Genomic DNA, 23,455 nt, shown 5'->3' with positions numbered 1-23,455 from the left:
AGTGTGAGTGTTTTAAATGGTACGGCCACGGTTAGCTTTAGTGGGGCGAGTTTATCTACNGCTGCAGTTGAGACATTGATTGATGGTTTAGCATTTAGTCATAGCTCAGAAGATCCAAGTACAACAAGCAGAGTAGTAACCATTACCAGTTTGACAGACAGTGGGAGTAATGTTGGAAATAATGATAATGTCTCTGCACCCAATATCAGCTCAACGGTGAGTATGACTGCGGTGAATGATGCTCCGGTGAATACGGTTCCTAGTTCACAGAGTGTAGATGAGGATACTGCATTGAGTATCAGTGGTATTAGTGTCTCGGATGTTGAGGGCATGGCCTCGACACAATTAAGTGTGAATGATGGGACATTAACGGTGAGTTTATCGGGAAGCGCGAGTATTAGTAGTGGTGCAAATGGTAGTAGCAGTTTAACGATCAGTGGTAATCAAAGTGATATTAATGCGACTTTGTCGAGTTTGAGTTATCAAGGGGACTTAAACTTTAATGGCAGTGATACCTTAACCGTATTGTCGACAGATAATGATGGCACGCCTTTAACGGATAGTGATACGGTATCGATTACAGTGAATGCGGTGAATGATGAAAACACTCCACCAACTGCAGAGAATAATACAATCAATATTAATGAAGATCAACGTTATATCTTTTCTGCTAGTGATTTCAACTTCTCAGATATTGATAATGGAGATACGCTTGAAAGTATTCAAATTACCTCTTTGGTAACGCAAGGTACGTTGCAATATGATGTCAGTAACCAAGATGCTTGGCAAGATCTAGTCACTGGTCAAATTATCAGTGCAGATCATTTAAATGAAGGACGTTTTCGTTTTGTGTCAGGTGAAAATGAGCATGCTGATAATTACGCAAGTTTTAATTTTAAAGTAAGTGATGGAGAGAGTTATAGTGAAACAGCCTATCTAATGACAATTAATGTGATAGCTGTGAATGATAGTGCAACTGGGAGTGTCACTATTTCTGGTTTGGTGCAGGCAGGGAGCTTCCTGAGCGGTAGTTTTGACATTGAAGATATTGAAGGTGTAGGTGAAGTAAATTACCAGTGGCTGCGCAATGGAGAAGTGATTAATGGCGCTAGCAGTATAGAGTATTTATTAACAGATGAGGATGTAGGTAAGCAGCTTTCCTTAAAAGTTGCTTTTCTAGACAATGAAGGCTTTTCAGAGAGTGTGATATCATCTTCAACTGATAAGGTGGCTATTCGCTCAGTCATTTCCGATGAAAGTCTTACTGAACTTAAAGTACCCCCTGTAATATCTCATGACTCTGAGCTGCCAATTTTATCTACAGCTAGTAACTTAGGTTTGTTTGAAGAGCGCAATGAAGAAGATGATTTGCTAGAGGTGAGAGTTGAGTCAGAGCTAGAGACTGTGCAGGAGGATGACTTAGACAATCAAACGCTTCCAGAGCAAGAGGAATCTTTAACCGCATCTAACTCTAGTAATGACGGTGAAAATAGCCAAAGAAGTGATCAATTAGCTCAAAAAGATGATTCACTAAAAAATAAAGCAGAGACTGATGCGCAAAAGAGTCTTCAAACTGTTGAAGAAAATACGAAGTCCACTAATGTCCCAGTGTCGAGTATAGCACTTGATAAAGCAATATCAGCAAATGTACAAAGATATGAATTAGCAAAACTAAAAAATGCGCTTTTACGCTACTTTGGATAGACTATGAATGTGCTATGGAGAAGTCTTTTACCTTTATGCCAAGGATGATTAAGCTTAGAAAGTAAATGCATGCGCCAATGAAGATTATTGCAAATAAATACAAAAGCTTGAAAAGCGTACTATGAGATAGCCAAAAGTTGATCTCCCCTTGTATGAATATCAGTACAATACACATAATCATGCTCGCTATGAGAATACGGAGAATTAGTAGTACTTGTGAGCGATGTAGAGAAAAGTGATGTTTTTTGCATAAAACCCAAAGGAGCAAAAGCGCATTTATTGTTGCAGTTAGGCTTGTTGAAATGGCAAGGGCTAAATAGCCAAGGGCGTGTGATTTCAGAAGACTAATTAGAATAAGGTTGCTGATAATATTCACCAGTATACACAATAAACCTACCTTCATTGCCGAGGTAGTGTTTTGTTTGGCATATAGAGCCGAGATAAATATTTTAATAAAAATAAAGCTAATAAGGCCAATGGCAAAGGCAATCATTGCGCGTTGTGATTGCGTAACATCAAAAAAACTAAACTCACCATGATAAAAAAGTGTAATTATAATAGGTTTTGATAATACACAAAGCGCACTTGCTGCCGGTATGGTTAAAAGTAGCGCAAGCTTAATACCCCAATTTAGGATGTTATTATACTCAGATACACTCATTTTTTTAGATAGGTGAGGCAGTAAAACAGTTGCTAAGGCAATGCCAAAAATGCCAAGCGGGAACTGGTTGACTCTATCAGGGTAGTATAGCCAAGATAAGGACCCTGTTACTAGAAAAGAGGCAAAAATAGTATCAAGGAGTAGACTTATTTGAACGATAGAGGCGCCAAAAATAGCAGGGGCAATGCTTTTAAAAAATCGCTTGGTTTTTTTTGAAGGGCGCCTGAAAACCGGTTTCAGCGATATCCCAAGGCGAAGAACAAAAGGGATTTGAATAAGGCATTGGAGCATTCCTGCTAAAGTAACAGACCAAGCAACGGCATAAATTGGGGTATGAAATAAATAAGAAATATAAAGTCCAGTAATAATAGCAATATTCAAGATGCTTGGTGTGATCGCGGGGATAGAAAAGCGCTGAAAAGTTTGAAGCACGCTGGCAAATATTGATGTTATGGACATAAAAAACACAAATGGCAGCATGATTTTTAATAAGTTATTTGCAAGAGTAAACTTCTCTGGTGATTCAACAAATCCAGGCGCAAATATCAAAACAAGTATCGTAGAAAAGACAATGCCAATAATAGTAAGAAGAAAAAGGGCTAACCCTAAGATTCCAATAAGTTGTGCGGTAAAAGCATTGAGCCTTTTTTGACTTATACTTCTTTTATTTAATTCAGGAATAAGTGCTTGTGCGATGGAACCTTCGGTAAAAAGCCTTCGAATAAAGTTGGGAATTCTAAAGGCGACTAAAAATGCCTCCATTGTGCCAGATGCACCAAAAAATTTGGCAAATAGAATATCTCGAATAAAACCTAAAATACGTGATAGTAAGGTGAAAAAGCCAATAAGAAGTGTTGGCTTGATAAGTTTTTTGCTATGTGACATTCCTAGAATTTGGCATTGCCAGGTGTACGAGGAAATGGGATAAGATCACGAATATTAGGCACTCCTGTCAGATACCCTAAAAGACGCTCAAACCCAAGTCCAAAGCCTGCATGTGGCACACTACCATAGCGGCGTAAGTCACGATACCAAGACAGTGAGCTCGCATCAACGCCAGTTTCTTTAATTCGATTATCAAGGACATCTAAGCGCTCTTCACGCTGTGAGCCGCCAATAATCTCTCCAATTCCAGGAACAAGAACATCCATTGCAGCAACGGTCTTATTATCATCATTTAGGCGCATGTAAAAAGCTTTAATATCTTTTGGATAATTCATTAAAATCACAGGAGATTTAAAGTGCTCTTCACATAAAAAGCGCTCATGTTCTGATTGTAAGTCAGCCCCCCATGTCACAGGGAACTCAAATTTTTTCTTAGCCTGTTGTAGAATCTCAATGGCATCAGTGTATTCAAGACGAATAAACTTATTATCAAGTACATTTTTAAGCTTATCAACAAGGCCTTTTTCTACGAACTGATTAAAAAAAGCGATATCATCACTTCGCTTTGCTGTTACCTCAGTAATAACATATTTAAGTAAGCGTTCAGCTAAATCAGCATCATCATTTAAATTGGCAAAGGCAACCTCAGGTTCAACCATCCAGAACTCGGCCAGATGGCGAGATGTATTTGAGTTCTCTGCACGAAAGGTGGGTCCAAACGTATAGACTTTGCTAAGTGCACTACAGTACGTTTCAACATTTAGTTGTCCAGAGACGGTTAGAAAAGTCTCCTGTGAAAAGAAATCCTGTGTATAGTCAACTTTTCCATTATCTGTGACAGGTGGTTTAAGTGCATCTAAGGTTGATACACGAAACAACTCACCCGCGCCTTCGCAGTCATTGGAAGTAAGAATAGGGGTATTCACCCAGAAAAACCCTTCTTGATCAAAAAAGTTATGAATTGTATTGGCCAGTGTATGTCGCATGCGGGCAACAGCGCCAATCAAGTTTGTTCTAACACGAAGATGTGCATGTTCGCGAAGATACTCCATCGTATGTCTTTTCGGTGACACAGGGTAGGTTTCAGGATCTTCTACCCAACCAATTACATTGACTGCTAGAGCCTGAATCTCAACAGACTGTCCTTTTCCTTGAGAGCGAACAAGCTTGCCTGTCACTGTGACAGCACAGTCTTTTGTGAGTTTTAAAATCTCATCTTTATAATTGCCTAAGCTTGAATCAATGACAGCTTGGATAGGGTCAAAAGTGGAGCCATCATGAATGGCTAAAAAAGAAATTCCTGCTTTGGAATCACGCCTGCTGCGTACCCAACCTTGTACACTCACTTCTTGTTCAATGAGCTCAGGTGTTGAAAATAATGCCTTTATACTGTAAGTATTACTCATGATAATCGCCTAAATTTGCCATAGAGATATTGGCTTTTTATTTTAAATTTTGTCACGAGATTATATACATATCGGCCTGTATTTTACAGTGTTTCTTTGAGAGGAAAATAAAATAGCATATATTTTCTAATGAATTCTATACTTTTTCTAATTAGGGTTATTTGTGTATGCAAAGTACACTATGAGCGTAGCTTAAAACTCAAGAGGTAGAAATAAGATGGATTTTAAAACATTACTACATAACAGGCAGAGAGTTTTGCCTATCATTGGCACACCCACAGCGTTAAGTGCGATGATGGTAAAGAAAATGGGTGGAGAAGCAATATACCTATCAGGCGGTGTTTTATCGGCAAATCAGTATGGCTTGCCTGATTTAGGATTGACTTCATTTGATAATGTATTAGTTGAAGTTGATCGGATAACAGATGCTTGTGATTTACCTTTACTTGTTGATATCGATACTGGCTGGGGTGGTTTGCTTGGAACACAAAGAGTGGTGAAAAAGCTTATCAAATCTGGAGCAAAGGGGCTTCATATTGAAGATCAAATAACACAAAAGCGCTGTGGACATCGGCCCAATAAAATGCTGGTTAGCGTAACTGAAATGTGCAATCGCATTAAAGCTTGTGTTGATGCGAAAACAGATAGTGATTTTATGGTTCTTGCCAGAACAGATAGTTTTTCTAAAGAAGGACTAAATGGTGCAATTGATAGGGCAAATGCTTATTTAGAAGCTGGCGCCGATGGCATTTTTATCGAAGCGCTTCACACACTTGATGAGTATCAGTTATTTACTCAATCAGTTAAGGCACCTGTGTTGGCAAATATGACAGAGTTTGGTGAGACACCATACTTTAGTCAAAAAGAGCTGACTGAGGTAGAAATAAGCATGGCACTTTACCCTGTAACATTAGCAAGAATGATGAATCAGGCAGCCGAAAGCGCAATTAATAGCATTCTTAATAAAGGCTCTCAAAAAAGTATTATTGATCAAATGCAAACACGAGAGCAGTTATATGAGATATTAAATTATCAACAATACGAAAATATAATCGATAACATACAAAGAGAAACCGCCTAAAAATGGTTTGCTATCCTCACTTGTCAGTCTGTACAACAGGAGCGAAATCCATTAACATAGCGGCAGTTTTATTGTCCAAATCAAAATAGCAAAGGAGCAATCCGAATGAGCGATTTAAAAAGAGCCTCCAAAGTTGTCATTCAAAGTGCATCTGAAGAATATATTGCCTACAGTCTGCAAAAACTTGCAGCTGAAACAGGTAAAGATATTACGCGTTTGCCTTATTCAATTCGTGTGTTGGTTGAAAACCAACTGCGTAATATCGACAACTATAAAGTCAAAGAAGAAGATGTCAAAAATGTCCTAAACTGGGATGCGAAAGCTAAAGTAAGACCAGAGGTCCCGCACATGCCAGCACGTGTTGTTATGCAGGATTTTACGGGTGTTCCTGCGGTAGTTGATCTAGCAGCAATGCGCCAAGCAATTAAAGATGCTGGTGGCAATGCAGATAAAATTAATCCACTTGTTGATACTGCAATGGTTATCGATCACTCAGTACAGGTTGATTACTATGGGACAAAAGATGCATTAAAGAAAAATGTGGAAAAAGAATTTGAGCGTAATGGTGAGCGTTATTCTTTGTTGAAATGGGGACAAAAAGCATTTGATGATTTTGTGGTTGTCCCGCCTGGAATGGGTATTATTCATCAGGTGAATTTGGAATACTTAGCAAAGGGCATTTTGGTTAAAAACATAGATAATGAACTGGTTGCATACCCAGATACGTTGGTTGGTACCGACTCGCATACAACTATGATTAATGGTGTTGGCGTTATGGGTTGGGGTGTTGGCGGTATTGAAGCTGAAGCTGTGATGTTAGGTCAGCCTTATTATATGGTGCTACCAGATGTTGTTGGTGTTAAATTAACGGGCAAGTTAAGAGAAGGCGTTACGGGAACAGATCTTGTACTTCGTTTAACTGAGCTTCTACGCCAACATGGTGTTGTTGGTAAATTTGTTGAATATTATGGTGAAGGTCTAAAACACTTACCATTACCTGATAGAGCAACCATTGCTAATATGGCGCCAGAGTATGGCGCAACAATGGGCTTTTTCCCAGTAGATGATGTCACCCTTGAGTTCTTCAAAAATACTAACCGTGCGAAATATGTCGATTTAGCTAAGAAGGTATATGAAGAGCAGTATTTATTCCGTCATGATAGTGCTGAAGAGCCTGAGTATTCAACCATTATTGAGCTTGATATGTCTACTGTTGATTCAACGCTAGCAGGCCCTAAGCGCCCACAAGACAGAGTGGCAATGCATGATTTGAAAAAGTCATTTAAAGAATGCTTAACACATGAAGCGGGACTTCATGGTTTTGGCTTAACGGAAGAAGAAACAAAGAAAAAAGTACAGGTAAAGGGTTTAGATTGTGATATTACGCACGGTAGTGTTGCAATTGCAGCAATTACATCTTGCACCAATACATCAAACCCATCGGTATTACTGGGTGCTGGGCTTCTTGCAAAAAAAGCTGTTGAAAAAGGGCTTACAGTTAAACCATATGTCAAAACCTCACTTGCCCCCGGTTCTCAAGTGGTAACACAATACTTGGAAAAATCAGGACTGTTAAAATATCTAGAAGCATTAAAGTTTGATATTGTGGGTTATGGTTGTACAACTTGTATCGGAAACTCAGGACCACTTGATCAGCCGATTATTGATGCCATTAATGAAGGTGATTTGGTTGTGACTTCAGTTGGTTCAGGAAACCGTAACTTTGAAGGCAGAATTAACCCAGATGTGAAAGCAAACTATTTGGCATCTCCAATTCATGTTGTGGCTTATGCTATTGCTGGAACGGTTGATTTTGATCCTGAAAATGATCCAATTGGTCAGGATCAACATGGTGAAGATGTGTATTTAAAAGATATCTGGCCAAGTTCGCATGATATTGCTGAGCTTCAATCTAAGGTAATTAACGCTGAAATGTTCGCAAAGTCTTACGCAACTGTGCTTGATGGAACAGAAGATTGGCAAAAACTCTCTGCCCCTGAAGGCAAGTTATATGAGTTTGATGAAAAATCAACCTACATCCAATGTCCAAGCTTCTTTGAAAACTTTGCAGATTCAGGTAAGGGCTCTTTGGATATCACTGGCGCTAGGACGCTTTTAATGTTGGGAGATTCTGTAACAACAGATCATATTTCTCCAGCAGGTGCTATTCCTGAGGAGTATCCAGCGGGTCAATATTTAAAGGCTCATGGTGTAGAGAAAAAAGATTTCAATTCATATGGCTCTCGACGTGGAAATCATGAGGTTATGATGCGTGGTACGTTTGCTAATATTCGCATTCGTAACTTGTTAGCGCCGGGCACAGAAGGTGGTGTAACAAAATATCATCCAGATGGCTCGATTCAATATGTATTTGATGCGGCAATGAAATACAAAGCATCAAACACACCACTTGTGGTTCTAGCAGGAAAAGAATATGGCACAGGCTCCTCTCGTGACTGGGCAGCTAAGGGGACTTTCCTTTTAGGTGTGAAGGCTGTTATTGCTGAGAGTTATGAGCGTATTCACCGCTCTAATTTAGTTGGGATGGGCGTGCTTCCACTTCAGTATATTGATGGACAAAGCGCAAAAACACTTGGGCTTGATGGTACAGAAAGCTTTACGATCAAAGGCCTGGATGATATTAAGCCGCGTCAAAATGTGGTGGTTGAAGCTGTGCATGATAATGGCCATACGACCGTGTTTGAAGCATTAGCAAGACTGGATGCGGATGTTGATGTTGATTATTTGAAAAACGGTGGTATTTTACAAACTGTTCTTAAAAATATGATGGCATAAAAGCTGCATTAAAAAGGCCGATGATCATCGGCCTTTTTAGTTTCTATTTTATTTATTCTTTATCTTTAGTATCGGAGGAAGATTTCGCACAACAGCTTTTAAGCATAGGGATACATATAAGTGCGCTAATACCAACAATAACATAAATAATCCGCTCAATAACATAGACTTTTGCAAAAATAAAGTGGACTAAGTTGAAGTTAAAGACGCCAATTAATAGCCAGTTAATTCCACCAATAATGATTAAAAGTAATGCTATCCATTTTAAGCCTTTCATACGAATCTCTCCTTTGTTACTAAACATTTGTTTGGATACAAGACCCATAGTAACCATAGACAAAATTATAGAAATTGCAAAATATACAAATAAATTGAAACATTTTTAATCATTTAGAAAGATACTTATAGCATTGTTAAAGTGCTTTATGTTAAATGAAGTAAAAGCTTGAGAGAAAGTATCCTTTGATCTGAGAAGTGATGTTAAGCTTTCTTCTTGCCAAAGCTTAATAGAATAATACCAACAGCGCCGATGCAAATAGCGCTATCTGCGATATTAAAAGCAGGCCAGTGGTAATGTGCAATATGAAAGTCAAGAAAATCCACGACATAACCATGAATCATCCTGTCATATAAGTTGCCAATTGCGCCGCCTAAGATTAAAGCTAAAGAAGCTGCATTAAGGTTATTGGCTTTTTGCTTTGGTAAACGCAAAAGCCAGATAAAAATGACAAGTGCAACAATGATGGCAATGCTGGAGAGTAAAACCACCTGCCATAGTGTATTGGCATTACTTAAAAAGCTAAATGCTGCGCCGTAGTTATGAAGCAAAGTCAGGTTAAAAAAAGGCAATACCTCTACAGGCGTTGCATAGATAAGATACTTGCTTGCTAGGGACTTTGTTAATAAATCGATAGCAATAACGCAAAAGCTAAGAATAATCCAGCGGATTTGTGAATTACGCAAATTCACGCCTCTCTCCTTTTTCAGTGGTAATATTTTCAATACAACGTGAACAAATATCTGGATGCTCCTCAGAGGCGCCAACAGACTCTTGTCTATGCCAGCAGCGCTCACATTTTTTACCTTGTGCTTTTGAGATATCCACTTTCAGTGTGTCAATAGATGTTTGTATTGCACTGTCAGGTGCTTCAAGATACGGCTTGATTGTTGCATTTGATACAATAAGTGCAAAGCGAAGCTCATCTTTGAGTTTATCCAAAGCATGATAAAGCTCATCTTTAACATACAGGGTTATTTCAGCTTCTAAAGATGCGCCAATTTCACCTTCTGCACGTTTTGATTCTAAGAGTTTATTGCACTCAGAGCGTACTTGCTGGATTTGTTCCCAATAAGCCATATCAAAGCCATCTGAAGCGTTAATATCTTCTAATTGATTGTACCATTTTTCTAAAAGAAGCTCCTCGTTTTCCCCTGGAATAGCATCATATATCTCATCAGCGCTAAAGCATAAGATAGGGCTCATCCAGCGTACAAGCGCTTGAACGATATGATACATCGCGCTTTGTGCAGATTTTCTCGGATGTCCATTTGTGCTAGCGGTATATTGTCTATCTTTAATAATGTCAAGATAGAAGCTACCCATTTCAATTGAGCAAAAATGATGGATATTTTGGGTGACAATGTGAAATTGATACTCATCATACGCTTTAATAATACTATTTTGTACATTATGTGCTTTTGCAACAGCCCATTTATCAAGGGCAATAAGTTGATCGAAAGGAACAAGATCTGTCTCAGGATTAAAGCCTTGTAAGTTTGAAAGCAAAAAGCGCGCGGTATTTCTGAGTCGGCGGTAAGTATCGGCTGTGCGCTTGAGGATTTCATCTGAGACGGTCATCTCTGAGCGATAGTCTGTTGAAGCGACCCATAATCGCAAAATATCTGCGCCCAATGTGTCCACTACCTCTTGCGGAGAGACAACATTTCCGAGAGATTTAGACATTTTTTTGCCTTCAGCATCTACGGTAAAGCCGTGAGTTAATACTTGTTTAAAAGGCGCCTCATTTCTTCTTGCAAGTGCGATTAATAGTGAGGTTTGGAACCAGCCTCGATGCTGATCTGACCCTTCTAAGTATAAATCTGCAGGGAAGCGAAGATCTTTAAAATGCTCAAGCACACAGGCATTGGTAGAGCCTGAGTCAAACCACACATCTAAGGTATCAGTTACGCGTTCATAATTAGCGACGTCATCAATAAAATCACTGCTATCAGCATTAAACCAAGCCTCAACGCCACCTTTCTCAATCAAGGCGGCTACTTTTTCCATAATCTCTAATGTATCAGGGTGAAGAGCGCCTGTATTTTTATCAGTAAATAAAGGAATCGGAACACCCCAAGTTCTTTGGCGTGAAATACACCAGTCTGGGCGATCAGATATCATGGCATCAATACGATTTTTTCCCCAAGATGGAATCCACTCAGTGGTATCAATTGCGCTCATTGCTTGATTGCGTAAACCTTTTTTCTCCATGCTAATAAACCATTGTGGTGTTGCACGAAAAATAAGTGGCGTTTTATGGCGCCAGCAGTGTGGATAACTGTGATCAAGCTTATGAATTGCAAGGAGTTTATGATTTTCTTTCAATACTTCAATGACATGCTCATTGGCATCAAAAACAAACTCATCAGCAAAAAGTGGTGTCGATTCAAGGTAATGTCCATTATTATCAACGGGGTTATCTATCGGCAGATTATGCGCTTTAGACAGTGTGAAATCCTCCACCCCGTGAGCTGGTGCGGTATGTACAGCACCTGTTCCTGAATCAGTAGTAACATGATCACCATGTACAATGGGAACAATGCGATCATAAAAAGGATGGTGTGCTTTTAAGCCTGTGAGCTTTTCACCTTTTATTTCATCAATCACAATATAAGTATGAACACCCGCTCGTTTAAGGATAACTTCTATCAGGTTAGAGGCAAGGATAAGATACTCATCGCCAATATCAACAAGGGAATAACCAACATCATTAGAAATGGCAATAGCTTGGTTAGCTGGGAGTGTCCAAGGCGTTGTTGTCCAAATGACAATTGATGCAGGTTTTTCAAGTTTATGGACAGCAAAAGCTTCTTGCCAAGCACTGATATTCTCTAAGGCAAATTTCACATCAATTGCAGGTGAAATCTTATTTTTATATTCCACCTCAGCTTCAGCCAAAGCAGATCCGCAGTCACAACACCAATGAACCGGTTTAAAGCCTTTTGCAAGGTGACCATTTTCAATGATTTTAGCTAAGGTTCTAACCATATTCGCTTCATAAGCAAAGTTCATGGTGAGATATGGGTCATCCCACTGTCCAAGAATGCCAAGACGCTCAAAGTCTTTACGTTGACGCTTGACTTGTTTTAATGCGTATTTTCGACAAGCTTTACGAAAGACATTCGCATCAACATCAACCCCTGGTTTGCCAATCTCTTTTTCAACTTTAAGCTCAATCGGCAGTCCATGGCAGTCCCAACCAGGGATATAAGGGGCATCATATCCTGAAAATGTCTTAGAGCGAACGACAATGTCTTTTAGAATTTTATTGACTGCATGACCAACATGAATATCTCCATTAGCATACGGAGGACCATCATGTAAAATAAATTTCTCTTGTCCTTCATTATGCGCTCGAATACGCTGATAAAGCTTTTTTTTCGTCCATGCATTTAGGCGCATTGGCTCTTTTTGTGCAAGGTTTGCCTTCATTGAAAAAGACGTCTTTGGCAAGTTAAGCGTGCTTTTGTAATCTGCCATTTTATCTGTTGCCCTTTATTGTATATTTAGTATTTATTTCGCAATTAAAAGTTTGCATGCCTGCTTGTTCTTGTCGGCATGTCAGTGTTGGTACTTTTTAACTTCGAATCCAAGTTATATTGTTTGTAATCCAATCTTCTGCGGTTTTTTTGTCTGATTGAATTTGCGCTACAAGCGCATTAAAATTTTCAAACTTCTTCTCGCCGCGGATGAATTTCAAAAACTCAATCGTAACATATTGACCGTATAAGTCATGATCAAAATTGAAAATATATGTTTCAAGCAGTCGTAGTTTTCCGCAAAAAGTAGGTCTGATGCCAATATTTGCGACACCGAAGTGGACTTTGCCTTTTAAGTAAACTTTCACAACATAAACCCCTGAAACAACAACATCCACAGGGATTGGAATGTTGATCGTGGGAAAACCAAGTTTTCGACCATTTTTTTGTCCATGATGAATGCGTCCGCTTAAAGCATAAGGATGTCCTAGGAACTTTTGTGCTTCATCAAAGTGACCATGTGTCAAAAGCTTGCGAATATGGCTACTGCTGACGCGTTGATTGTCAATAAGATAGGGGTTCGTGTTTTGAACTGTAAAGTTTCCCTTTGTACTTTGCTGTTGCAAGAGGGTGTAATCGCCTTCTCTGTTTTTGCCAAATCTAAAATCATCCCCAATAACCACTGTTTTTGCATTGAGTCCCTTGAGTAAAATCTCATCAATAAAATCCTGAGCAGAAAGTTCAGCAAGTTTTTGATTAAAATTAAGCGAGAGCACTGTATCGATGCCTGCCTGCTTAAAAGCCAGCATCTTATCACGAAAAGGGCTAATACGTTTGGGCGCATTTTGCTTCATGAAAAACTCTTTTGGCTGCGGTTCAAAGCAAATCACACAGGAGAGCATGTTAGATGCTTTGGCTAATTGTTTAATCGTGGACAAAATATGCTGGTGACCAAGGTGCATACCATCAAAGTTACCGATGGTGACAATGCTGCCTTTGTTGAAAGTATTTTGATTTTGTCTGTTTAAATCTGCAAGTCGTAGCAGTTGCATATATACAAATGATGTTCTAATTTGGTTGGATATTATGATATAAAAGCCCAGTGTTTTCAATCAAAGCGCTGGATTTTGTGTGTGATCAGTACTGGCTGACATTCAAAGAGCCCATGATCTTATCGAGTCAAGATGTGGGCTATGGGTTTATGAGTTAAAGTATAGACATATTCAAACTTTGCATGTTGGCAACATTAGCCTTTAGTGAGTGGCACATACTCTGGTCTCCACTGTGCTTTTTTAACCAGAGCTTCGGCGTCTGATTCTTTTGCTTTAACAGAGGAAAGTCCTTCTTTAATTGCCTCTTTGGCAACGGCAATAGCAACCGCTGTGCTAATGGTAACGGCATCATGAATGGGTGGTAATACAGGGTTATCAAGACTTTTTCGAAGCGGGGAGAATGCGCTAAGTGTATGGCAAGCTGCGCGAATCATGCTGTCTGACATTTTGGTTGCTTTCACTGCAATGGCGCCAAGTCCAAGCCCTGGGAAGATAAAGGCGTTATTACCTTGAGATACTTCATAAACTTTGCCTTTGTAATGTACCTCAGGAAAAGGGCTTCCAGCGGCAATGATTGCTTTGGCGTCAGTCCATTCAATTAGATCTTTGGGATCTGCCTCACAGCGAGAGTTCGGGTTAGATAATGGCATAATAACAGGGCGAGCAATGTTTTTTGCCATTTGAGTAACAATTGCTTTATTAAAAGCGCCTTTCACCGTTGAGCAGCCAATTAAAATCGTTGCTTTTGCATTTTTGACAACCTCCAAAAGTGAAATATCATCTTGATTGGCTACATCCCACTTTTTCACTTCACTTCGTTTTCTTGCATAAGGCTTTTGAAAGTCAGGTAGATCTTTCATATCATCAACCACTAATCCAAAGCGATCAATGATATAAAAACGCTTTTTCGCTTCGCTTTTGCTCATTCCGCTTGCAACAAATGCATCAAAAATCTGATCCATAATGCCGCAGCCTGCGGTTCCTGCGCCAAACATCACAACAACATGATCTTTATATTTCGTTTTGGTCGCTTCAATGGCTGAAATCACATTGGCGGTTGCAACAATGCCTGTGCCTTGCATATCATCATTGAATGTGCAAAGATCATTTCGATAACGCTCTAAGATGCTTCTTGCATGTGAGCGGCCAAAATCTTCCCAATGTAGATAGACATTAGGAAAGTGTTTTTTGACACTTGTTACAAAGCTCTTGATAAAATCATCATAGTTTTTGCCAGTCACTCTTGGGTGTTTTGACCCTAAATACAAAGGATCATTTAAAAGTTTTTCATTGTTTGTGCCAACATCCAGTTGCACAGGTAGAACATTTGCAGGGTTAATGCCAGCGCAAATAATATAAACCATTAGCTTCCCAATGCTAATATCCATGCCACCAACACCCCAATCACCAATACCAAGAACAGCCTCGCCATCGGTGACAATCACAAAATCAATCTGTTTTTCTTTGGCATGTGAGGCAAGAATTTTATCCATATCTTTTTGTTGATCATAAGAAAGATATACCCCAGCTGGACGCCTAAACTCCGCAGAGTAAGCTTCAACAGCATCACCGACAGTCGGGGTGTAAACAACAGGAAGTACTTCATCAATGTGCTCAGAGGCAAACTTATAAAAGAGGGTGGTATTACCATCGTGAAGGGTGTTTAAAAAAACATTTCTTTGGATATTATTTTCTTTTTCTTTAAACTGTCTATAGACACGCATGAGTTGTAAAGACATATTTTCCACTTGCACAGGGAGCTTACCATTTAACGAAAAAGTATCACGCTCTTTTTGGGTAAATGCAGAGCCTTTATTAAGGATTGGGTTATCTAAAATGCTAGTGGCATCAAGCTTAGTTTTGATTTTTGTAACCTTGCCAGATTTATCTTTTACGATGGTAAATAACATAACGTCTCCTTGGTGATTGTGGGGAATACCTCGTTTATTCACTAAGCTTAGAAGAAATTTTTAAGATGTGAAGCGTGTCATAACTGTAAGATTACGTTTTTGTCAAAAAATTATATTCTTAGGACTTTTCTTTTGTTTTATGTTGAGGTATCTTGTTGTACAAGCACATGAGAAGTGTGTGGTAAATGATCCAAATAAGTAGGAAGGGGATAAAATGTTAAAGAAAATGAGTATGGCTGTACTAGCGACAGCTATGTCTGCAAGTTTATATGCAGCAGACACAACGGCGTCTCAAAGCACTGATAATGCATCAGTTCAGGCGCAAATTGCACAGCTTCAAAAAGATATTGCTAAGTTGCAAGCACAGCAGCAACAAATGCAAAATCAAACAGAAGTAGCAGCACCATCTTCAGGCGTCTCTGGTGCTAATGGCAAAGAGGTTACAGTGCCAACAAATATGGGTGAGATTCAAAACTTCTTGTTCTCAGATGTGACAAAAGGTGTGGTTCCTATGGGAATGCTATCTTCTTCACAATTTGCATTAGGACTATTAAAACAGCGTAATAACTACAGCGATAAAGCGCTTGTATTTGGCGGTTATTTAGAAGCTGATGCGCAGGCGTGGAATGGTAGTACGATTACAAGAGCAACTCAAACAGGCGAGACAAATCCGCCATATACCTACCAATCAGGTCGTGGTATTTATATTACAACGGCAAATTTATACACTGCTGCAAACCTAGGTCGTTATGTTACTACGGAATTAACCTTATCAGCAGATCAGGTAAATGATCCATCTGTCAGTGATGCATTAGTGATCTTCGGTAACTTGGCAGATTTCCCACTTTATGCAACTGTCGGTAAAAACCGTATTCCATTTGGTTCATTTGCTGGTGGTGGTCCATGGACTGGTTCTTTAACGCAAATGTTATTTAGACCATCTCGTGAGTCAAATGTCTCTGTTAACTACTATAAAGATGGCTTAAGCACGAACTTAACGTTATTCCAGACAACTGATCATAGCAGCAACTTTGCATACGCTGTTTTCTATGGCGGTGAGCATGGGAAATGGAGCTATGGTGCAAATGGTGGTTATTTGTATAATGTTAATGGCTCTGGTAATACTTCATTTGATGTAGCAACAGGTGGTTCAGCAAATACTAAGCGCATTGGCGCGGTTAACTTTGAAGGCAGCTTGAACTATGATATCTATGGCGTTGGTGCTGGTTGGGCGCAAGCAACTAATAAATCTGATATGACAAATAATGGCTATGCAGGTGCTTGGTATGTATCAGCGGGTCTATCACCTGTGATCTATGGTCGCTCTACTAACTTTGCGCTTTCTTATAACGGTGCGTATAATACCAATAATCTGCCAATTACCTTAAGTGGTTCAGCGCCAAATGGTTATACGACTGTTAGCTCCACAAGTGGCACAGCAGCAAAAACACCTTCAGCTGTAACTATTCCAGGCTCTGGTGTGAATAAAATGGTGATTGCTTCTGCGCAAAGACCATTCTTTACTGAGAATGTATTGGTTGGTTTGGAATATGCTTATATGCATATGTACAATGGCCAGCACTCAAATGCTTATACAGTTGATTTATCTGTATACTTCTAATAAATCAAATCAATCAAAGACTGTCGTCTATCTCCAGCGACAGTGATGAATTTATCTAAGTGCTATCGAAGTAGACCAAGGTAGTGCTTGGATTTTCCTGTTATCCGCATTTAGATATTAAGTGTTAAAAATACTGAAAAATGCTAAGTGATTGGTATATACTTTTCTCACGATAAAGTTAAATGTTTTAACTTAAATGTCAAAAGTAAATTTATGTGCCGGTCCATCTAAATTGCCAGAAAGTGTTTACAAAGCGCTCTCTGAAATGATTATCAATTATCAAGATCAAGGAATATCCTTGTTATCCATATCACATCGTGATCCAGTTTTTATTGATATCTATCATAGTATCATCAATCATTTACGTTTGCTGATTTCATTGCCAAAGGAGTATGAAATACTGCTAATGGCAGGTGGGGCAACTGCGCAGTTTGCAGCTGTGCCTATGAATCTTAATAATAAAGGAAAGGCGCTTTATCTCGACTCTGGTTATTGGGCAAAAAAAGCCATTAAAGAGGCAGAGAATTTTATTGAGATTGATAAGCTTTCTTTGGATCAAACGATTACAGATTATTCTTCGTATGACTATGTGCATTATACTGAAAATGAAACCATTGACGGCACGCAGTTTAAAAGTGTGCCTGGTGTGGATATTCCGCTTGTTTGTGATATGTCATCGAGTTTTTTATCTAAGCCAATTGAAATAGAAAAGTATGATTTAATTTATGCTGGCGCACAGAAGAATATTGGCTTGCCAAGTATCTCAGTGATCCTGATTAAAAAGTCATTGCTGGCAAAAACACATCGTAAATCGCCAATTCCTCAGGTTTTAGATTATGCTTTAACGGCTAAAACAGAGTCACTCAATAACACCCCTAATGTAATTGGCTGGGCAGGAACTGAGCTTGTGCTAAGGGATTTGTGGGAAAAAGGTGGGCTTCAATATATTGCTAAGCTCAATCAGCAAAAATCTGATTTGCTTTATGATTATATTGATGGCTCAAAGCTCTATTGTAATACTGTTCCTAAGGATAAACGCTCACAGATGAATGTGGTTTTTCAGCTAAACGATCCAGATTTAACGGATATTTTTCTGGCGTATAGTGAGAAGCATAATATTTATGGCTTAAGAGGACACAGAAGTGTTGGTGGTTGTCGCGCTAGTCTTTATAATGCAGTGAGTTTAAAAGATGTTGAGTGTTTGATCTCAGTAATGAAGGATTTTGAAAACTATGCATAATATTATTACCATTGATGGCCCAAGTGGTGTTGGTAAAGGAACATTGGCAAGAAAGTTGGCCCAAAAGCTTAATTACATCTTGTTGGATAGTGGTGCCATTTACCGTTTGGCTGCGCTTTGGTTGCTTGATAATGATGTTGATCTTGACGATGAAAAGGCAGTTGTTAAAGCACTCAGTTTATTTGATATTCATTTTGCGTCACAAGATGGTCAAACGCATGCCTATTTAAACAATCAAGATGTCACAAAAAGAATTCGCCAAGAAAAGGTGGGTATGCTCGCATCAAAGGTGGCAGCGCTTGCAAAGTTAAGAGAAATGTTATTACAAAAACAGCGCGATTTTGCATCGATAGGCAATGGTCTTGTTGCTGATGGCAGAGATATGGGCACTGTTGTATTTCCTCAGGCGAAGCATAAATTTTTCTTAGAAGCATCAAGTCAAATACGCGCCAAAAGACGCTTTGATGAGCTAAGAGAAAAGGGTGAGGCGGCTGATTATGACATCATATTATCAGAGCTCGAAAAAAGAGATTTTCAAGATAGAAATCGTAAAGTAGCACCGCTTGTTCCTGCAGAAGATGCAGTGATTGTGAATACAGATCAGCTTAGTATTGATGAGGTATTTATCACGGTGTATAAAGGAATTAAGGACTAGAGAATTACTCAGCTACGCTTAATATCCCGGTAAAAGTTTTCATGACTTTATTGTATAATATCCCATTCCAACTGATTGTGGTGCAGTGGGTTTAAAGCCAAATTTTTTATAAAGTTTATCCGCAGGAACATCTGCAAGGAGGCTGGTAAGTGTATTTTCAGGTAAAGTCTCATCAATGAATGATATGATTTTGTGCATGATCTTTTTGCCTAGACCTTGCCCTTGGTGCTCAGGGTGAACGGCTATATCAACAACTTGGCAGAAGCAGCCACCATCACCAATCACTCTTCCCATTCCTATGAGTGTGTCATGTTGATAAATGAAAGTGGCAAAAAGTGAATTTCTAAGGGCTATTGTAGCGCCTTTTTGTGAGCGTTTACTCATGCCAGTCAATTCTCGTAGCCTTAAATAATCCTCTGCGCTTGGCGAAGTTTCACTGAACGAATAATCACTCATTTGCGGATTTTTTGCTAGATTTGTTAGCATTATCAGTAGCTTCCTTTGGGCTGTCGACAGTAGCATTTTGCTGCGCGTTTTCATACTGTGTTTGGCTGATGGTTTGAATTTGTGTCACGATATTATTTGCCACTTGAGATTGCAAATCGCTTAGTAGTTGCTGCTGCTGTGTATTGTTGCTAAGCTGCTGAGTTGCATTGGTATTATAACTTTGTGTTGCCGTGGTGATTTGGTCGTTTAGGATAATATGGTAGTGATTATCTAACACCTGATAACTCACCATATAAGTTAACATGTACTGATTAGAGGATGCACCACCTGTAATCCCAATTAACCTTGAGCTGGATCCAGCATTTTGGATGTTGACGATTAAATTAGCATCTTCTGGTGATTCAACAATTTTAGCACCTGTTGAAGTAATCGCTGAGCTCATGGTGTTGAGAAAGCTAAAATCGTTGCCTTTGTATTCAATGTAGACTTTTTGCATGAATTTAGGCATGCCTTCGTTCCAGCCACGAAGATGAAAGCCACATCCATATAACAGTGCAATAAAAGTAACAACGATAATGAGCTTTAATAAAAAGTGTTTTTTAATTGTCTGGTTAAACATATGCTATGCTCCTACAACTATATTCATTAACTTCTTAGGAATATAGATAACTTTTTTGACATCTTTGCCTTCAAGTGCTTTGCTAATACTTTCATGTTTAAGTGCAATATCTTCTAATGTCTTTTGATCAAAGCTACTAGATACATCCATTTTAGCGCGAAGTTTTCCATTAACCTGAATGACTAAAGTGAACTCATCTTGTACCAAAGCTTTATTATCAACTTCAGGAAATGGCACATCAAGGATGTTATTTCCAAAGCCAAGTGTTTGATATAAAAAAGCGCTGATATGCGGTGTAAATGGTTGTAAAAGACGAAGCAAAATATCAAGCCCTTCAGTTTGCACCATTGGGTTTTTGCTAGCTTGAAGCGCATTGAATATCTTCATGCATGCAGATACAACGGTGTTAAGCTGTGTTTTAGAAAGATCATAAAGCGCTTGTTTTAAATTACTATGCATTTCAAAGCGCACCTTTTTATCCTCTAAAGACAGCGTATCGGGATTGATCTGATAGTTGCTTTGGGTATGATCTTTATGCTCAAAGGCATAATTATAAATTTTCTTTAAAAAGCGGTGTGCACCATCAACGCCACTATCAGACCACTCCAAAGATTGCTCAGGAGGAGCAGCAAACATGCTAAATAAGCGAACAGTATCTGCGCCATATTTCTCAATAAGGAGCTGCGGATCAACAGTGTTTCCTTTTGATTTTGACATCTTGGCACCATCTTTTAATACCATGCCTTGTGTTAATAGGTGTGTAAATGGCTCATCTGAGTTGACCAAGCCTTCATCACGCATGAGTTTATGAAAGAAACGCGCATACAAAAGGTGCATGATGGCATGTTCAACGCCGCCGATATACTGATCGACTGGAAGCCAGTAATTTGCTTCATCATCTAACATTTGATCTGCCTTTGGTGAGCAGTATCGTGCGTAATACCAAGAAGACTCCATAAAGGTATCAAAGGTGTCTGTTTCACGCTGGGCATTGGCGCCACAATTCGGGCAAGTTGTTTGATAAAAGCTTTCGGTCGTTTTAAGTGGAGAGCTTGCGCCATCTAAGTGTACATCAGTTGGTAGTTGGACCGGTAGGTTGTCAAGCTTTTCAGGGACCACGCCGCAGCTTTGACAATGAATCATTGGAATAGGGCAGCCCCAATATCTTTGACGCGATACACCCCAGTCTCTTAAGCGATACTGTGTTGTCACCTCACACTTTCCCTTTGCAACGAGTGCTTCAGAGATTGCTTTAAAAGCGGCATCAAAGTGAAGTCCATTAAACTCACCAGAGTTGATAATCACACCTTTTGCCTCAAAGGCGCCTTGGCTTAAATCGCATTTTTCACCGTGATCAGGTGCAATCACTTGTTTGATAGGAAGATTGTATTTTTGTGCAAATTCCCAGTCACGTTGGTCATGGGCAGGCACGGACATCACAGCTCCTGTTCCATATCCCATCAGGACAAAGTTTGCTGCCCATATTTCAACAGGTTCGCCGGTTAAAGGGTGAATGGCTTTAAAGCGGGTTTTAATCCCTTTTTTCTCCTGTGTGGCAAGATCTGCCTCCATGGTGGAGCTTTTTTGACATTCTTTGATAAACTCAGCAAGCTCAGAATTTGTTTTTGCTTCGCTAAGAGCAAGTGGGTGCTCAGGTGCAATTGCTAAATAAGTGGCGCCCATAAGTGTATCTGGGCGTGTGGTAAAGACATGTAGAGTTTCATCTGTATCAGCAACATCAAAAGACACATTCACACCTTTTGATTTACCAATCCAGTTATGCTGCATAGTTTTCACCGCCTCTGGCCAACCATCAAGCTTGTCTAAATCGGCTAAAAGCTCATCGGCATAGTCGGTGATTTTAACAAACCATTGTGGAATTTCTTTTTTCTCAACGGTGGCGCCAGAGCGCCAGCCTTTGCCATCGATGACCTGCTCATTGGCAAGTACGGTTTGATCTACAGGATCCCAGTTGACAACAGAGTTTTTTCGATAGACTAAGCCTTTTTCATATAGCTTGATAAAAAACCACTGCTCCCATTTGTAATAATCCTCATTGCAAGTAGTCACTTCACGATCCCAATCATAGGCAAAGCCAAGCGAATTAAGCTGCTCTTTCATATATTTAATGTTGCTATGAGTCCAGTCGCTAGGGGCTTTTTTGTGTTTAATGGCTGCATTTTCAGCAGGTAAGCCAAAAGCATCCCAACCCATTGGTTGAAGCACATTTTTGCCAAGCATTCTTTGATAACGGGCAATAACATCACCTAGTGTGTAATTGCGAACATGTCCCATGTGCAAGGAGCCGCTTGGGTAGGGTAACATGCAAAGTGCATAAAATTTTTCACGTGAATCATCTTTAATCGCTTTAAATGCTTTGTTTTCTTGCCAAGATTGTTGAATATTTTTTTCAATCTCATAGAAGTTATAATCTTGTTGCACGAAGGTGTCCTAATTCTATTATTTATCCCAATGACAAACTTTTATGCTGTAAATGCCATAAAATGATTTGCCGTTGGTTTGAGTGTCTATTTCATTATCAAATATGGTAACGAAAAAGCGTTTGTGAGACTAGTTTTTTTTGTTTGAATGGCGAAGAGAATACTTTTGTGTGCTACTTAAAATAGCGCTACTAATCACACCGATCACGCCACCAATAATCACATCGACAAAACGTGCACTGCCCGGACCTATAAAGCTTGGGCCCGCAATAGCAATAACTGCAAAGCAGCGAATAGCAAAAGCAAGTGTGTAATGCTCAAAGCCTTTTAAGCTGATGATAACAAAGATAAAGGCAATGCTAGTGATATAAATATTGCTATGAGGGTAAAAATGGATATAAATAAGCCCAATGGCAAGACCAACTACAAGCCCTGTGGTGCGCTGTTTGATTTTGTTAACAGATTGGCGAAAGCTGAAATAAGCCACAGACAAAGAAGACCAAATGAGCCATTGCGCCTCGTTAATGGGAAAGTTAACCCAGATCAAAAGTGTAATAAGAAGAGGAAGAAAATAAATAAAATAACTTGGAATATCCTGCCAGCAAAAATAGATTTGAGGGTGGTAGTGTTTTTCATGCTTAAACAATATGCGATGAGCAATCAGCGCAATAATTACACCGGCAAGACTGACAATGAAAAGTGAAATGACTTTTGAGGCGGTCAGGGTGCCAGTAAAGGGTGTAATCTCAAAGCTGGTATAAATTAAACCAATAAATATCCAAGCGCCGATGGTGCGAAAACTATCATTGTAGCGCTCCATAATGCCAAGAGGTATCGAGAGCACCAGTAAGAAAATGATAAAGTAAGTGACATGATGCTGAGCCCAGTGACTTAGAAGAATCGTCACAAGAAAAAGCACTATTAATTTGATAATAGCAATCACATTGTTTTGATGTTGTGCGTGAGGAATGATAACAACAGCAGAATATAATGTCGCAAGAAGCCAGAAGCTTTGCAAGGTAATGGCAGCAACGATTGCCCCTGGCAGCGATAAAAGAAGGAGTTTTATGAACTCTTTAGTATTAATAAATTGAGTGAGTGCCATGTCTCTTTCCTGTTTATTTATAATGATAGATTGTAGCACTATAAAAGACAGGGGTGTAGGCAGAAAATATATT

The 23,455-nt window shown here is 39.3% G+C and carries 17 protein-coding genes; 6 read left to right on the top strand and 11 right to left on the bottom strand.

The genetic code is table 11. From position 1 onward, the window contains the following. The first annotated feature begins 222 nt into the window (after positions 1–222). Complete coding sequence (locus tag A37Q_RS0105240; RefSeq protein ID WP_476702575.1) at positions 223–1,704, top strand: hypothetical protein; 1,482 nt, start codon at positions 223–225, stop codon at positions 1,702–1,704. Position 1,705: 1 nt separating this feature from the next. On the opposite strand, the gene murJ is transcribed toward A37Q_RS0105240, so the two are convergent. Both murJ and asnS read right to left on the bottom strand, forming a co-directional pair. Continuing rightward, a complete protein-coding gene (murJ, locus tag A37Q_RS0105235) occupies positions 1,706–3,250 on the bottom strand; it encodes a murein biosynthesis integral membrane protein MurJ (RefSeq protein WP_018299230.1) in 1,545 nt (514 codons plus the stop codon). A 2-nt stretch (positions 3,251–3,252) separates the two neighbouring features. After that, positions 3,253–4,656 (bottom strand): asparagine--tRNA ligase, encoded by a 1,404-nt coding sequence (gene asnS / locus A37Q_RS0105230; protein ID WP_018299229.1) that lies wholly within the window; start codon positions 4,654–4,656, stop codon positions 3,253–3,255. Between the two features lie 217 nt (positions 4,657–4,873). Between asnS and prpB the strand changes: the two genes are divergently transcribed. Together prpB and acnA are read left to right on the top strand one after the other, a co-directional pair. Then, positions 4,874–5,737 (top strand): methylisocitrate lyase, encoded by an 864-nt coding sequence (gene prpB, locus A37Q_RS0105225; RefSeq protein WP_018299228.1) that lies wholly within the window; start codon positions 4,874–4,876, stop codon positions 5,735–5,737. Between the two features lie 105 nt (positions 5,738–5,842). Continuing rightward, complete coding sequence (gene acnA, locus A37Q_RS0105220) at positions 5,843–8,533, top strand: aconitate hydratase AcnA (protein WP_018299227.1); 2,691 nt, start codon at positions 5,843–5,845, stop codon at positions 8,531–8,533. A 52-nt stretch (positions 8,534–8,585) separates the two neighbouring features. Here the strand turns inward: acnA and A37Q_RS0105215 are convergent, their stop codons facing one another. From A37Q_RS0105215 to A37Q_RS0105195, 5 genes are all read right to left on the bottom strand, one after another. Further along, a complete protein-coding gene (locus tag A37Q_RS0105215) occupies positions 8,586–8,810 on the bottom strand; it encodes a DUF378 domain-containing protein (protein ID WP_018299226.1) in 225 nt (74 codons plus the stop codon). A 203-nt stretch (positions 8,811–9,013) separates the two neighbouring features. Beyond that, positions 9,014–9,502 carry a signal peptidase II gene (gene lspA, locus A37Q_RS0105210; RefSeq protein WP_018299225.1) on the bottom strand — a complete coding sequence of 163 codons (489 nt, stop codon included), beginning with the start codon at positions 9,500–9,502 and terminating at the stop codon, positions 9,014–9,016. Beyond that, positions 9,489–12,293 carry an isoleucine--tRNA ligase gene (ileS, locus tag A37Q_RS0105205; RefSeq protein WP_018299224.1) on the bottom strand — a complete coding sequence of 935 codons (2,805 nt, stop codon included), beginning with the start codon at positions 12,291–12,293 and terminating at the stop codon, positions 9,489–9,491. Before ileS ends, lspA begins: the two co-directional genes overlap by 14 nt. Positions 12,294–12,390: 97 nt before the next feature. Next, positions 12,391–13,344, bottom strand: a complete 954-nt coding sequence (gene ribF / locus A37Q_RS0105200; protein ID WP_018299223.1) for a bifunctional riboflavin kinase/FAD synthetase — start codon at positions 13,342–13,344, stop codon at positions 12,391–12,393. Positions 13,345–13,538: 194 nt separating this feature from the next. Then, complete coding sequence (locus A37Q_RS0105195) at positions 13,539–15,254, bottom strand: NAD-dependent malic enzyme (protein ID WP_018299222.1); 1,716 nt, start codon at positions 15,252–15,254, stop codon at positions 13,539–13,541. A gap of 214 nt (positions 15,255–15,468) precedes the next feature. On the opposite strand from A37Q_RS0105195, the gene A37Q_RS0105190 reads away from it, so the two are divergent. The 3 genes from A37Q_RS0105190 to cmk all read left to right on the top strand — a co-directional run bounded on the left by A37Q_RS0105190 (position 15,469) and on the right by cmk (position 18,770). Next, positions 15,469–16,875, top strand: coding sequence for a DUF3573 domain-containing protein (locus A37Q_RS0105190; protein ID WP_018299221.1), 1,407 nt, complete (start codon positions 15,469–15,471; stop codon positions 16,873–16,875). A 196-nt stretch (positions 16,876–17,071) separates the two neighbouring features. Beyond that, a complete protein-coding gene (gene serC, locus A37Q_RS0105185) occupies positions 17,072–18,115 on the top strand; it encodes a 3-phosphoserine/phosphohydroxythreonine transaminase (RefSeq protein WP_018299220.1) in 1,044 nt (347 codons plus the stop codon). Continuing rightward, positions 18,108–18,770: a (d)CMP kinase gene (gene cmk / locus A37Q_RS0105180; protein WP_018299219.1), complete on the top strand. Its 663-nt coding sequence runs from the start codon at positions 18,108–18,110 to the stop codon at positions 18,768–18,770. Before serC ends, cmk begins: the two co-directional genes overlap by 8 nt. Positions 18,771–18,809: 39 nt before the next feature. On the opposite strand, the gene A37Q_RS0105175 is transcribed toward cmk, so the two are convergent. The 4 genes from A37Q_RS0105175 to A37Q_RS0105160 all read right to left on the bottom strand — a co-directional run bounded on the left by A37Q_RS0105175 (position 18,810) and on the right by A37Q_RS0105160 (position 23,382). Continuing rightward, a complete protein-coding gene (locus A37Q_RS0105175) occupies positions 18,810–19,256 on the bottom strand; it encodes a GNAT family N-acetyltransferase (RefSeq protein WP_018299218.1) in 447 nt (148 codons plus the stop codon). Then, positions 19,219–19,836 carry an LPS-assembly lipoprotein LptE gene (locus A37Q_RS0105170; protein ID WP_018299217.1) on the bottom strand — a complete coding sequence of 206 codons (618 nt, stop codon included), beginning with the start codon at positions 19,834–19,836 and terminating at the stop codon, positions 19,219–19,221. The genes A37Q_RS0105175 and A37Q_RS0105170 overlap by 38 nt, the downstream gene beginning before the upstream one ends. Before the next feature lie 3 nt (positions 19,837–19,839). After that, entirely contained in the window at positions 19,840–22,278 is a 2,439-nt protein-coding gene (gene leuS / locus A37Q_RS0105165; RefSeq protein ID WP_018299216.1) for a leucine--tRNA ligase, read from the bottom strand. Between the two features lie 129 nt (positions 22,279–22,407). Further along, positions 22,408–23,382, bottom strand: a complete 975-nt coding sequence (locus A37Q_RS0105160) for an FUSC family protein (protein ID WP_018299215.1) — start codon at positions 23,380–23,382, stop codon at positions 22,408–22,410. Positions 23,383–23,455 lie beyond the last annotated feature (73 nt).

This window comes from Fangia hongkongensis FSC776 = DSM 21703 (assembly GCF_000379445.1).
Taxonomy (GTDB): domain Bacteria; phylum Pseudomonadota; class Gammaproteobacteria; order Francisellales; family Francisellaceae; genus Fangia; species Fangia hongkongensis.
The sequence above is the reverse complement of the archived record's forward strand: the minus strand, read 5'-3'. Positions and strand labels throughout refer to the sequence as shown.

Coding starts and splice junctions, on each gene's coding strand:
- A37Q_RS0105240 (WP_476702575.1), top strand. CDS start 223: ATGACTGCGGTGAATGATGCTCCGGTGAATACGGTTCCTAGTTCACAG.
- murJ (WP_018299230.1), bottom strand. CDS start 3,250: ATGTCACATAGCAAAAAACTTATCAAGCCAACACTTCTTATTGGCTTT.
- asnS (WP_018299229.1), bottom strand. CDS start 4,656: ATGAGTAATACTTACAGTATAAAGGCATTATTTTCAACACCTGAGCTC.
- prpB (WP_018299228.1), top strand. CDS start 4,874: ATGGATTTTAAAACATTACTACATAACAGGCAGAGAGTTTTGCCTATC.
- acnA (WP_018299227.1), top strand. CDS start 5,843: ATGAGCGATTTAAAAAGAGCCTCCAAAGTTGTCATTCAAAGTGCATCT.
- A37Q_RS0105215 (WP_018299226.1), bottom strand. CDS start 8,810: ATGAAAGGCTTAAAATGGATAGCATTACTTTTAATCATTATTGGTGGA.
- ileS (WP_018299224.1), bottom strand. CDS start 12,293: ATGGCAGATTACAAAAGCACGCTTAACTTGCCAAAGACGTCTTTTTCA.
- ribF (WP_018299223.1), bottom strand. CDS start 13,344: ATGCAACTGCTACGACTTGCAGATTTAAACAGACAAAATCAAAATACT.
- A37Q_RS0105195 (WP_018299222.1), bottom strand. CDS start 15,254: ATGTTATTTACCATCGTAAAAGATAAATCTGGCAAGGTTACAAAAATC.
- A37Q_RS0105190 (WP_018299221.1), top strand. CDS start 15,469: ATGTTAAAGAAAATGAGTATGGCTGTACTAGCGACAGCTATGTCTGCA.
- serC (WP_018299220.1), top strand. CDS start 17,072: ATGTCAAAAGTAAATTTATGTGCCGGTCCATCTAAATTGCCAGAAAGT.
- cmk (WP_018299219.1), top strand. CDS start 18,108: ATGCATAATATTATTACCATTGATGGCCCAAGTGGTGTTGGTAAAGGA.
- A37Q_RS0105175 (WP_018299218.1), bottom strand. CDS start 19,256: ATGCTAACAAATCTAGCAAAAAATCCGCAAATGAGTGATTATTCGTTC.
- A37Q_RS0105170 (WP_018299217.1), bottom strand. CDS start 19,836: ATGTTTAACCAGACAATTAAAAAACACTTTTTATTAAAGCTCATTATC.
- A37Q_RS0105160 (WP_018299215.1), bottom strand. CDS start 23,382: ATGGCACTCACTCAATTTATTAATACTAAAGAGTTCATAAAACTCCTT.